The 12958-nt window shown below is 44.5% G+C and carries 11 protein-coding genes and 1 riboswitch; of the genes, 6 read left to right on the forward strand and 5 right to left on the reverse strand.

Annotation, left to right across the window (positions count from 1 at the left end):
* The first annotated feature begins 49 nt into the window (after positions 1 to 49).
* Positions 50 to 853: an envelope biogenesis factor ElyC gene (gene elyC, locus RH88_RS21860; protein ID WP_005600130.1), complete on the forward strand. Its 804-nt coding sequence runs from the start codon at positions 50 to 52 to the stop codon at positions 851 to 853.
* 108 nt (positions 854 to 961) lie between these two features.
* Here elyC and torR read toward each other — a convergent pair whose 3' ends face one another.
* Positions 962 to 1672, reverse strand: coding sequence for a two-component system response regulator TorR (gene torR / locus RH88_RS21865; protein ID WP_005600132.1), 711 nt, complete (start codon positions 1670 to 1672; stop codon positions 962 to 964).
* A gap of 239 nt (positions 1673 to 1911) precedes the next feature.
* Between torR and torD the strand changes: the two genes are divergently transcribed.
* The 5 genes from torD (at position 1912) to RH88_RS21890 (ending at position 6119) form a co-directional block, all read left to right on the forward strand.
* Positions 1912 to 2559 (forward strand): molecular chaperone TorD, encoded by a 648-nt coding sequence (gene torD / locus RH88_RS21870; RefSeq protein WP_005600134.1) that lies wholly within the window; start codon positions 1912 to 1914, stop codon positions 2557 to 2559.
* A 386-nt stretch (positions 2560 to 2945) separates the two neighbouring features.
* Entirely contained in the window at positions 2946 to 3950 is a 1005-nt protein-coding gene (gene purR, locus RH88_RS21875) for an HTH-type transcriptional repressor PurR (RefSeq protein WP_005600135.1), read from the forward strand.
* Positions 3951 to 4100: 150 nt separating this feature from the next.
* Positions 4101 to 4189, forward strand: a riboswitch (cyclic di-GMP riboswitch).
* A 109-nt stretch (positions 4190 to 4298) separates the two neighbouring features.
* Positions 4299 to 4892 (forward strand): TfoX/Sxy family DNA transformation protein, encoded by a 594-nt coding sequence (locus tag RH88_RS21880; protein ID WP_005600137.1) that lies wholly within the window; start codon positions 4299 to 4301, stop codon positions 4890 to 4892.
* A 214-nt stretch (positions 4893 to 5106) separates the two neighbouring features.
* Positions 5107 to 5811 carry a TVP38/TMEM64 family protein gene (locus RH88_RS21885; protein WP_005600138.1) on the forward strand — a complete coding sequence of 235 codons (705 nt, stop codon included), beginning with the start codon at positions 5107 to 5109 and terminating at the stop codon, positions 5809 to 5811.
* Positions 5811 to 6119, forward strand: a complete 309-nt coding sequence (locus RH88_RS21890; RefSeq protein WP_005600140.1) for a putative signal transducing protein — start codon at positions 5811 to 5813, stop codon at positions 6117 to 6119. The genes RH88_RS21885 and RH88_RS21890 overlap by 1 nt, the downstream gene beginning before the upstream one ends.
* A 72-nt stretch (positions 6120 to 6191) precedes the next feature.
* On the opposite strand, the gene RH88_RS21895 is transcribed toward RH88_RS21890, so the two are convergent.
* The 4 genes from RH88_RS21895 to topA all read right to left on the reverse strand — a co-directional run bounded on the left by RH88_RS21895 (position 6192) and on the right by topA (position 12923).
* Positions 6192 to 6995, reverse strand: a complete 804-nt coding sequence (locus RH88_RS21895; protein ID WP_005600141.1) for an alpha/beta fold hydrolase — start codon at positions 6993 to 6995, stop codon at positions 6192 to 6194.
* Between the two features lie 201 nt (positions 6996 to 7196).
* Positions 7197 to 8654 carry a glycogen synthase GlgA gene (gene glgA, locus RH88_RS21900; protein WP_005600143.1) on the reverse strand — a complete coding sequence of 486 codons (1458 nt, stop codon included), beginning with the start codon at positions 8652 to 8654 and terminating at the stop codon, positions 7197 to 7199.
* Entirely contained in the window at positions 8644 to 9861 is a 1218-nt protein-coding gene (gene glgC, locus RH88_RS21905; RefSeq protein WP_005600145.1) for a glucose-1-phosphate adenylyltransferase, read from the reverse strand. Before glgC ends, glgA begins: the two co-directional genes overlap by 11 nt.
* Positions 9862 to 10301: 440 nt before the next feature.
* Complete coding sequence (topA, locus tag RH88_RS21910) at positions 10302 to 12923, reverse strand: type I DNA topoisomerase (RefSeq protein ID WP_005600147.1); 2622 nt, start codon at positions 12921 to 12923, stop codon at positions 10302 to 10304.
* Between the last annotated feature and the right edge of the window lie 35 nt (positions 12924 to 12958).

Genomic DNA, 12958 nt, shown 5'->3' on the forward strand with positions numbered 1-12958 from the left:
GGATTCTCTTAAATTCTCATCAACTGGTGTTTTTTCGGACTATTTAAGTATGTTTGAGCTGAAAAAAGTCGTCTCGTCTTTACTTATGCCTTTACCAGCAATGCTGATCATTGGCTTTATCGGCTTAATGCTGATCATGTTTACAAGAAAGCAGAAAACAGGCTGCCTGATTGTTCTCTTCTCATTTATTGGAATGTTTTTGATCTCATTCCAACCTGTTGCCTCTCGTTTATTGATGCCGATTGAGCGTCAATTTAGCGTTTTTTTACCCGTCGATAAGTCGATCGATTACGTCATGGTGCTAGGCAGTGGTCATGTGGTGGATGATTCCATCCCACCTACCTCTGAATTAAGTCGCACTGGTTTAATGCGTTTGGCCGAAGGCATCCGTATTATGCGTATCTATCCGGGCTCCAAGTTGATTCTGTCAGGTTATGCTGGCGGTTCTGATGTCAGTAATGCACGCATGATGGCCAAAGTCGCTTTGGCTTTAGGTGTCGCTAAATCTGATATTATTTTGCTGGAAACAGCGAAGGACACTTGGGAAGAAGCGCGCCAGGCGGCCGCATTTGTCAAACGCAAAGAAGTGGTCTTAGTGACTTCGGCAAGCCACATGCAACGTGCATTGAATGAGTTTCACTCTGCAGGATTAAACCCATACCCTGCGCCAACCAATTATTTGGCTCAAGATGAGATTCATCAGTTCTGGAGTAAGTACACGCCAAAAGCGATTTACTTGGAACAAACTGAACGTTACTGGCATGAAACGCTTGGTCGTATCTGGCAAAGCTTGCGTGACTGGGCCTCCGATTACGAAGAGCAAAGTATTGAAGCATCACAGAGCAATCTTTAACGTTCACTCAAGTGCCAAAAAAGACTGACTGATGCTGTCGCCACATAGAAAAAGAAAAACCGAAGCCTAGGCTTCGGTTTTTTTATTGTTGGGTTGTTTCAAAGACGATTAATCGCCAGCGAACATATAACCTTCACCGTGAACCGTGACAAAGATTTGCGGGTTCTTAGGGTCGAACTCCATCTTAGCGCGCATACGACGAATCAGTACGTCGATAGTACGGTCGTTAGGCGCATCAACGCGGTGACTGATCATATTAAGAATGCGTTCGCGACTTAGCACTTGGTTAGGGTAAGTTGAAAGCGCAACCAAAAGCTCGTATTCCGCTTTAGTCAGTTTTACTGGCTCGCCGTTACGGCTAAGCGCACGGCGTTGAACGTCAAACATCCACTCACCAAAACGAACTAAATTTGAATCGTTTTTCTGATCAACAACACTACCGGCATTACGCGCTGACGAAATACGCCACAGTAGGTTTTTCACTCGAACTAACAGTTCGCGAAGTTCAAACGGTTTTGTTACATAATCGTCGGCACCCATTTCTAAACCAACGATCTTATCAATGCTATCCGTGCGTCCTGTTACCAGGATAATTCCAATGTCAGACTGACTGCGTAGTTCACGCGTTAACATCAAGCCATCTTCACCAGGAAGATTGATGTCTAGCATGACTAAATCAATCGCATGATTTTGTAGTGTGTCGCGCATCTGCTCGCCGCTTTCTGCTTCGCTGACGGTGTAACCTTCATTTTGAAAGTAGCCAACCAGCTTGCTGCGAGTTACTGCGTCATCTTCTACAACTAGTACGTGATAGCTCATCTAAACCACTTAATTTGCATTGGGAATTGTTTACGACCTACATTCTATTCATATATCGTAACATTTCTAGTATTTGTTACATTAAAATCAAGAAAGATGATTTTTTATTGATTCAAAACAAAACTAGCCCAAGCATTAACATTTTGCCATTTTTGCACTTATTTTGACGCATTGTGTGTTATCCCTATTCATTTTTCTTCGCTAGAATAGTAGGAGAATGAAAATAGGAGCATTGTTTGATGCAAGAGTTAAAAGCGTTTAACGAAAAGCGTGCAGAAATTTACTGGTGGTTCTCTAGCTTATTTGCCAAAGAGCTAACTGAAGCGGATCTAGAGCAATATCAAAGCCCTGAGATTCGTAGCTTTTTATCTGGCCTTGGTGAAAACCCAAGCCTAAAACCAGCCATTGATGATGTAGTGGATGCACTTAACCGTCAGCTAGACCGCGAAGATGGCCAGCTAGAGTTAGCGGCTGACTTTTGTGACTTATTTTTAAAGTCTGATAAAGAATCTGCACTGCCTTATGCTTCTATGTACATCGGCACAACCGGTCTACTGCATGATAAACCAGCGAACGAAATGGACGCATTACTTCAAAAGTACGGTGTTGCGGTTGAACAAGGCTTGAATGAGCCTGCGGATCATATTGCGATTGAACTTGATCTGCTCGGTAACATCATTATTCGTTCAAACGAGCTTGAGCAAGAGCGTCATTTTGAAGAAAGTTTCGTTGAACAAGAAGCCTTTATCCGTCAACACATTCTAAGCTGGGTGGCTAAATTTGCGACCAAATGCAAAGGCTTAGATAAGTTTGGTTTCTACTCTGCCGTTGCGGCGCTGCTGGTTGCGTTTTTAGAGCTTGATTGCCAATACTTAACGGGTGAATGACGCTCAATATCTACCCAATAGGTGTTTGATGCGTTGATGCGTAATGAGTTGATGCTGAATAAATTCGCGAATAACGGCTTTTCTAGGGTTGGTGTGGTGTAATAAAAGTAACGAGTGACACCTCATCCACTCCTTGTTTTAAGTGATTTTTATTCGGCTGATGCCTAATCACTCACCTATCATGGTGGGCATAACAGTATGGGGGACGGGATTTTTATTTGCCCCCAAACGAGATGCGGTCTAGAATCGACAGCGCAAACGATAAAAAAATAATGAATTAAATACAAACCGCTGTAATCAAGCGGTTTTTGTGTTTTTAATACTTTCTGCCAAATTATTCTGATATGTGAATACCGCCGTGGCAGCTAAAGATAGGACAACCCCTTATGGCCACTATTAAAGACGTTGCTCGCCTTGCTGGCGTATCAACCACTACTGTTTCACACGTGATCAATAAAACTCGCTTTGTCGCAGAGACAACGCAAGAGCGCGTGATGGAAGCAGTGAAAGAGCTGAACTATGCACCAAGTGCCGTTGCTCGTAGCCTAAAATGCAATACGACTCGTACCATTGGTATGCTAGTAACTCAATCTACTAACCTATTCTTCTCTGAAGTAATTGATGGCGTCGAGAGCTACTGTTACCGCCAAGGCTACACACTGATCCTATGTAACACTGGTGGTATCTACGAGAAACAACGCGACTACATTCGCATGCTCGCAGAAAAACGCGTTGATGGTATTTTGGTGATGTGTTCTGACTTAACAGAAGAACTGAGCGAAATGCTCAACAACCACAAAGACATTCCTAAAGTTGTGATGGATTGGGGCCCTGAGACCTCTCAAGCAGACAACATCATCGACAACTCAGAAGAAGGTGGCTACCTAGCAACGAAATTCTTGATCGACCACGGTCACAAAGACATCGCTTGCCTAAGCGGTCATTTTGAAAAAGCGGTTTGCCAAGAGCGTATCCAAGGCTTTAAACGTGCGATGAACCAAGCACAACTTGAAGTTAACGAAGATTGGATTCTTGAAGGTAACTTTGAGTGTGACACGGCCGTATTGGCCGCCGACCAACTCGTTGCGATGGACAAACGCCCGACGGCTGTATTCTGCTTCAATGACACCATGGCATTAGGCCTAATGAGCCGTCTGCAACAAAAAGGCATTCGCGTGCCAGAAGACATCTCAGTGATCGGCTACGACAACATCGAATTGGCAGAGTATTTCTCTCCACCACTGACGACAGTTCACCAACCAAAGCGTCGTGTTGGTAAAAACGCATTCGAAATTCTGCTAGAGCGCATTAAAGATAAAGAACACGAAAAACGCGTGTTTGAGATGCATCCAGAAATCGTTGAGCGTAGCACCGTTGCAAGAATCGACTAAGTTAATGATTCAATAAAGATTAGCCGAGGGGCAATCCTTCGGCTAAAGCCTCATAAATGAAAGTTATTCTTGCATAAAGATCACAATTATCCCATATTAATAGACTACTTCCTGACAGAAGTAATTTAATCTTTAGCAGAGCAAATTAAGTCACGCACAGGGCAAACCAAACTGAAAAGTTGGGACGCAAAGCCACCGACCTAAACATTGTAATGATGTACGGCAGCGGGGTTACCGATGGTAGAAATGCAACACGTTAACTGATTACTCTCCAGAAATCTGCATTGACTGCTATTCTCTCGGACCTGATTTGGTGGCGTATATACACATACACCGAGAAAGTACTGAATGGATAAACCAATACTTAAAGACTCTATGAGGCTTTTTGAGCCCTTAGGTCGGATTAAATCTCGCTCTATGTTTGGTGGGTTCGGCATTTTTGCAGACGACACAATGTTTGCATTGGTTGTACACGACAAGCTTCATATTCGTGCCGACGATGCCCTTACTGAGCAGTTTAAGCAACAAGGATTAGAACCGTACGTGTATCACAAACGAGGCTTCCCTGTTGTTACTAAATATTTTGCTTTAAGTGAAGAGTGGTACCAAGACAGTGCAAAAACACTGCAAACGGCTACCGATGCACTCTCTCTCGCTAAGCAAGAAAAGAGCACTCAAGCGAAAACAAAACCAACTCGTATTAAAGATCTACCAAACTTGCGTCTTGCAACTGAACGTATGCTGAAAAAAGCCGGTATCGAATCAGTTGAGAATTTAGAACAAGTGGGTTCAGTTCAAGCATACAAAGCCATTCAAGCCTCACATGATACCCAGGTGAGTTTAGAGTTGCTTTGGGCACTTGAAGGCGCAATTAAAGGCACGCATTGGTCCGTCGTTCCTCAAGCTCGCCGCCAAGAACTGATGTCTCGCCTTGAGCATTGATTTAGAAAATGAATAAATTGAATTAAGCCAGCCATTGTTGCTGGCTTTTTTTTTGAAATTTTTTGCGTGCTTTGAAGTTCCTATATAAAACAACGAGCAAAGAACCGTATTCATGACTGAACGATGCAACAATACGATCGTAAGATGCGTATCTAAGATAGTGAAATTATCGCGCTATAAAATAGATATCTACCAGAGATAAGTGAGAACCAAGATGAATAAAAAACTGATTTTCGGCCTATTGCTGATTGCCATCATAGCGCTACTTATCACTCAATTTGGCGATCAACTCACCCTCGAAAATGCCAAAGCACAACAGGCAGAGTTAGCCTTGTATATTGAGCAGAACTTTGTTCTAGCGGCGGCTGTTTACTTTTTGGCTTATCTTGCGATTACGGCCTTTTCGATTCCTGGCGCGGCCGTCGTCACTCTGCTTGGCGCAGCATTATTTGGCTTTTGGGCCAGCTTAATCTTAGTCTCTTTTGCCAGCACGCTTGGCGCGACACTGGCTTTTCTTAGCAGCCGCTTCTTGCTACGCGATTGGGTACAAAGCAAATTTGGTGACAAACTCTCCGCCATTAATCTAGGGGTGGAAAAAGATGGCGCGTTCTATCTTTTCTCACTGCGCTTAATTCCGGTCTTCCCATTTTTCTTAATTAACCTACTTATGGGCTTAACCCCGATTTCTACCGCGCGTTTCTATTTGGTGAGTCAAATCGGTATGCTACCGGGCACTGCGGTGTATCTCAATGCGGGAACCCAATTAGCACAAATTGATTCACTCTCAGGTATTGTTTCACCTTCGGTATTAGCCTCATTTGCATTGCTTGGCCTGTTCCCGATTGTCGCGAAATGGGTAATGGCTAAAATAAAACAGAGCGACAAAACCTCGAACAAGGCGTCTAACGGAGAGGCTTAGTGAAAATATTTAGTGCAAATAATCCACCACAAGCTCACATTGTCTGTGAGCTTTTGCGTACCAATAATATTGATTGTGAAGTTCGTGGCGAAGGGATTTTCGGCCTACAAGGTGAGTTGCCCTTTGGTGAAGCAAGTGAACCTTACGTGTGGCTACTCGATAGCAGCCAACAAAATAAAGCATACGAAGTTATTACACAGTTTGAGCAGCCACTATCGGCGCCGCCTTGGCATTGTTCAAATTGTGGTGAAGAAAATGAAGGCCAATTTGCTTTATGTTGGCAATGCGGAACATCGCACAGTTCCTAGCGTATTTGTCATAAATTTAAACAAGAATAAACGATAAGAGCCAAGTAAAAGGCCCTTATCTGGTGTAACAGATTACTTCGCCACAATTTGCTGACGAATAAATTCAATCGAATGCTGATTAAACTCGTCTGGTCGTTCGATATTACATACATGCCCACAGTTTGCGATTTCACGTAACTGACTAGAACGGTGCACGGCCACCATCTCTTTGACCGGTTGAATAAACATATAGTCACGATCGCCCATCAAATAAAGCGTCGGGATTGGCAACTCTTTCTCTTTAAAGTATCGCATGAGCGGATTGACATCTGCCGCCAAAATAAACCAGCGTTTAAACTCTTTTTGGCACAGCTTCTTTGCCTCACGAATAAATAGATGCCGCGACTGTTTTTGCGTACGCTGTGGCATCACAATATAAGCAAATAAGCGATACAGCCACATGTAAGGCACGATGTGCTTGCAATAGTTACCGAGCCTCACCAAAAGCTGTGAACGCGTATTCAAGCGTGTTACAGCGCCTCCTAGCACCATTGACTTAACTCGGTCAGAGGCCAATTCAGCCAAATTGCGCACGATGATGGTGCCAAGTGACATACCAACAAAGTGAGCTGACTGAATTTTCAAATGATCGAGCACTTGTAAGATATCCAAGGTCACCGTCTTAAAGGTGTAGCGATTGGTCATGAGATCTTTGAGCAACTGACTCGACTTACCGTGACCACGAAGATCGACCAATAACAAGTTGAAATGGGCTTTGTAAGCTTTGATTTGTTTGAACCATATCGATGAACTGCCTCCAGCACCATGGATGAAGACCACCCACTCTTTGCTCGTTGGGTGAGGATAGGTTTTATGAAACAGCAGAGTATTGCTCATCTATGAGAATTGATTTGGTTTCTATTAGGGATTGGCAGACTACCATAAAGTCATGAAATCTTAATTCAGCTTCGGTCAATTTATGAGGGGTTGCGACGAGAAAAGTGTAAAAAAGGCGTCACTAGACGCCTTTTTAGTCAACCACGTTCAAGGTTTAATGCAAAAGTTAACGAAATGAATCATCCTTTCGTTTGGTTTTACTTAGCGTAACGCTGCGTGATAGAGCGACAGATATTCATCCGCAGCTTGTTTCCAACAAAATTTTTGCTCCATCGCATACAGCTGCACTCGTCTCATCTCTGCTGGGTTTTGCGTGTACAGCAGCAATGAACGTTGCATGATGCTCAGCAATTCCAACGGTTCTGGTTGTTCAAAAACGAAACCCGTCGCTTGCTCTGGTGCACTATCGTAGTCAATCACGCTATCTTTCAAGCCCCCTACTGCACGCACAATCGGCAACGTACCGTAAGCCATGCTGTAGATCTGATTTAGTCCACAAGGTTCAAACTCAGAAGGCATCAGGAAGAAATCTGCCCCAGCTTCAACCCAGTGAGCCAACTCATTGTCGTACGCTTCAACAAAGGCGAACTTTTCACTGTAGCGTTCTGCAATCGCTTTGAGTTGATAAGCGAGTTTAGGATCACCCGTACCGACAATCACAACCTGCACGTCAAGTTTCAAAAATCGCTCAAGAATCGGGATCAAATATTGCACCCCTTTCTGATTGGTCAAACGACAAACCATGCCATACATCGCGATGTCATTTTCAGGCAAACCAACACGTTGCTGAAGCGCGTTTTTACTCGCTTTTTTGCCTTTCAACATGCTCTGCTTGTTGGCTTTGAAATTCACCGGCAAATAATGATCCGTCTCCGGACTCCATGCACTGTAATCACAACCATTTAGGATCCCCACCAAGTCGGCAGAACGCGCTTGAAACTCCTTGGCCATGCCATGGCTGCCAAGTTCCGTTTGCAGCTCTTGCGCATAGGTCGGACTGACGGCATTGATTTTATCTGCCGTCATCACTCCAGCTTTCAGCATCGTAATATGACTATTACTCACCGCAGCATCAGGAGCGTAATGCACTTGCATCTCAGGTAAAGAATGGACTTCTTCATAACTGAACACACCTTTAAATACCGCATTATGAATTGAAATAATGCTCTTAGTATTGGCAAAGTATGGGCATTCAGCATAACGATGTTTGAGCAAATATGGCACAAAGCCAGTATGCCAGTCATTGGCGTGCACGATATCTGGTTGAAAACCGAGCTTGGCCAGCATATCCAAACTCGCGGCACTAAAAAAGGCAAAACGCTCACCGTTATCTGGATAGGCTTGGTTGTACTCTGAGTACATTTCATCACGACTAAAATACTGATCGCACTCGATGGCATAGACGGGAGTTTCACCAACCGACAACTGGCGCACTTTATAAGGTGTATGAGGCCAATGTTCTAACTGCGTTTCCAATAAAATTGGCGCTTGGTCGACATCGGCGATTTTGCGATACGCCGGTATCGCAACTCGCACATCTTGCCCCATTGAACGCAAAGCTTCAGGCAGTGCCTTGGCGACATCCGCCAAGCCACCGCTTTTGATCAAACCATCAATTTCTGATGCAACAAAAAGAATCGACAATTGCTTAGTAGCCAACTTTGACTCCTTTCGGGATCACCACAATGCCTTCGTCCGAGACATGGAAGTGCTTACGGTCTTCTTTTAGATTCACACCCACTTGTGTACCCGGTGCAATATCTACGTCTTTATCAATGATCACACGGCGTAACACACAACCTTCACCGATTTTGACATCACCAAGTAGAATACTTTCACTGATGTCACACGCAGACGCGATATTGCTGCGGAAACCCAACACTGATTTTTCTATTCTTGAACCACGCACCAAACTGCCATTACAAACCAAACTATCAATGATTTGTACACGGCCGTTATCACAGTCAGTAAATGTGGCAGGTGGCAATGGCGGGTAGTACGTGTGCAGCGGCCATTTACGGTTATACAGCGAGAATGGGGCATCTTTGTGCAACAAATCCATGTGCGCTTCCCAGTACGCATGGATGGTACCAACATCACGCCAGTACACTTCTTCTTTTTCACCAGTAATTTGGTTAGTGCTGAAATCGTAAACGAACACATCGCCGCGCGGGAACATCTTTGGAATGATGTCTTTGCCAAAGTCGTGTGACGAATCAGGATTGTCCGCATCTTCAATCAATTCAGCGAACAGCGTTGCTGCTTCAAAGACGTAGTTACCCATCGAAACCAGTGCAAAGCCAGGATCCCCAGGAATTGACTTAGGATTTTGCGGTTTTTCTTCAAAACCGACCATACGCCCTTCCGTATCTACTTCAATTACCCCAAATTGTGAGGCTTGATCGAGTGGCATACGCAGTGCAGAAACCGTCAGTGCCGCTTCTTTCTTTTGGTGGAAATCAAGCATCTGCTTGATGTCCATTTTGTAGATATGATCAGAACCAAAAATACACACTTGTTCAGGTTCTGCCAGTTCCATAAAGCGTAAGTTTTGGTAGATAGCATCTGCCGTGCCTTCATACCAACGTTTCCCCGTACGCATTTGCGCAGGGATAGGATCGATAAAACGGTCAGTGATGCCGTTAATATTCCATCCTTTTTTTAAGTGGTGAAACAACGATTGAGACTTGAACTGAGTTAACACATAAATGCGCATAAGATCAGCATTGATAAAATTGTTCAGCGCGAAATCAATAAGGCGGTAACTACCACCGAAAGGAACCGAAGGTTTACTCCGAGACTCAGTTAAAGGACGCAGTCTTGAGCCCTCACCACCAGCAAGGATCATTCCTAATACACCAGCCATTCGTTATTCTCCATATTATTTTTTATCGTTCGATGCCTAATCTTGGCACCTTTATTCCCTAGTTTGAGCAGCTATAAAAATTCGTTCGGTGTTACGCGGTGTCGCTCCCCCTTATTGATGTGCAAGTTATTGGTTATAAATTATCGTATCTGACAAAGATTACAATTTTAAATACGCTATACCGGCAAATGCTCACAGGTTACTTAATCACCACCTGACCTAGCTCACACATTTGGTAACATTTATCAAAACAATTAACATCTTGAAAACAAGAATGTGATTTGCCTCGCAGGCTACTGAGCAATTTAACAATAACCATCTCGCTTTGGGTTATCAGCCGAAAAACCACACTCTTTCCTCACACACTGTGTTAACAAATTAATATGACAGGCATAAAAAAAGCAGCGATTACTCGCTGCTTTTTCAATTCAATCTAATGATTACTTTTTCTTACGCTTATCGGTAATTTCCCACTTCCCATCAACGAAAAGTGCTGTGTAGCCTGACGGTTTACCATCTACTTCAGAGCGTACATAGTTCTCTTTAGACTTACGACTAAAGCGAACAACCATTGGCAGGCCATCTGGATCTTTCTCTGGCGCGTCCGCTAGGTAGTGGAACTTAGCTGAGATACGATCTTTAAAGCGTTTCAACTCTTCCACCAAAGGCGCACGTGTTTCACGCGATTTAGGGAAAGTACTCGCCGCTAGGAACAAGCCTGACGCGCCATCACGTAGAACAAAGTAAGCTTCTGAATTTTCACATGGAAGTTCAGGTAGGTGTACTGGGTCTTCTTTTGGCGGTGCCACTTCACCATTTTTCAGGATCTTACGCGTGTTCTTACATGTCTCGCTAGTACAGTCCATGTATTTGCCAAAACGACCGTTCTTAAGCACCATGTCGCTGCCACACTTGTCACACTCAACCAGTGGACCTTCATAGCCTTTAACTTTGTATTCGCCAAACTCAACAACGTAGCCTTCACAGTTCGGGTTATTACCACAAACATGAAGCTTACGCTTATCATCAATCAGATAAGCGTCCATTGCTGTTTCACAAATTGGACAACGTTTCTTCGCACGCAGTGCTGCCGTTTCAACGTCTTCTTCAAGTACGTTAATAATGCCTTCTTCGTCACCCAAGTTGATGGTGGTCTTGCAACGCTCTTTTGGCGGCAATGCATAACCAGAACAACCCAAGAACACGCCTGTAGACGCAGTACGAATACCCATCTCGCGTGAACAGGTTGGACACTCAATATCGGTGTAAACGATATGGTTAGGCTTCATGCCACCCACATCTTCATCCAGTTCCGCTTTCTCAAGGTCACCGGTAAAATCAGTAAAGAAGTTATCCAGCACCGACTTCCAGTTGGCATCACCGACTGCAACTTGGTCAAGCTTCTGTTCCATTTTTGAGGTGAACTCATAGTTCATCAACTCATGGAAACTACCATCAAGACGGTCGGTTACGATCTCACCCATCTTCTCAGCGTAGAAACGACGCTGCTCGACTTTCACATAGCCACGATCTTGAATGGTCGAGATGATCGATGCGTACGTTGAAGGTCGACCAATACCACGTTTTTCAAGTTCTTTAACCAATGCCGCTTCGGTAAAGCGTGCTGGTGGCTTAGTAAAGTGCTGCTTCGGCTCAAGATCAACCAAGTCAATTTTATCACCCACTTGAACCGCAGGTAGAATTTGGTCTTCGTTCTTGCCCATTGGACGTTGTACGCGAGTCCAACCATCAAACTTAAGGATACGACCTTTCGCTTTCAGTGTGTACTCTGCCGCTTTGACGCTCACAGTGGTTGAATCGTATTGCGCTGGCGTCATTTGACAAGCAACAAACTGGTTCCAAATCAGGTTATACAGTTTGTGTGCGTCTGCTTCCATAGACACAAGATCTTCAGTTTTCACCGTTACATCTGATGGACGGATCGCTTCGTGCGCTTCTTGAGCGCCCTCTTTGCTACCGTAAACCAGTTTACTCGCTGGCAGGTAAGCCTCACCGTACTCTGAACCAATATACTCGCGTAACGTCTCTACAGCCTCTGAACTCAAGTTAGTTGAGTCAGTACGCATATAAGTGATGTAACCCGCCTCATACAAGCGCTGAGCCAGCATCATGGTCTTTTTAACGCCGTAGCCTAAACGAGTACTTGCTGCTTGTTGCAGTGTTGAGGTGATAAAGGGTGCAGACGGCTTACTTGACGTAGGGCGGTCTTCACGTTTACACACTTCAAAAGCCGCATTTTCAAGCACAGAAACCGCTGCCATGGTGTCCGCTTGATTGGTTGGTTTGAATACCACACCATCTTTCTGCGCCACTTGTAGACGGAAGTCTGTTTTGCTCTGCGTTTGAGTATTGGCGTGGATATCCCAGAACTCTTCAGGGATAAACGCTTTGATTTCGCGTTCACGCTCAACCAATAGCTTCACCGCCACAGACTGAACACGACCAGCCGACAGGCCACGAGCCACTTTTTTCCACAACAGTGGGGAGACCATAAAGCCTACAACACGGTCCATAAAACGACGTGCTTGCTGGGCATTAACGCCATCCATACTAAGTTCGCCCGGTTTTTCAAACGCTTGTTGGATAGCATTTTTGGTAATTTCGTTAAACACTACACGTTTGTATCGCTCTTCATCGCCACCGATGATCTCACGAAGGTGCCATGCGATAGCTTCTCCTTCGCGGTCCAAATCGGTTGCGAGATAAACGCAATCTGCGTCTTTGGCGAGTTTCTGTAGCTCAGCGACTACTTTCTCTTTACCCGGTAAGACTTGGTAATTCGCTTCCCAGCCATTAAATGGATCAATACCCATTTTTTTGATCAGCGATTTACGATCTTTCTCGTGCTTCACACGAGCTTTCTCTTCCGGGCTTAAACCTTTGGTCGATACCGCCGCTGCTTTTTGGCCGGTGCTTTGTCCCGCAGTAGGTAGATCACGTACGTGACCCACACTAGACTTTACGATGAAGTCCTTACCGAGATATTTATTGATGGTTTTAGCCTTAGCAGGCGATTCCACAATAACGAGTGACTTACCCATAACTGACTCTAGTGTCCTTTAGTGACTGATGACGC

Origin of the sequence: Vibrio scophthalmi LMG 19158, assembly GCF_000222585.1 — a bacterium.
GTDB lineage: Bacteria > Pseudomonadota > Gammaproteobacteria > Enterobacterales > Vibrionaceae > Vibrio > Vibrio scophthalmi.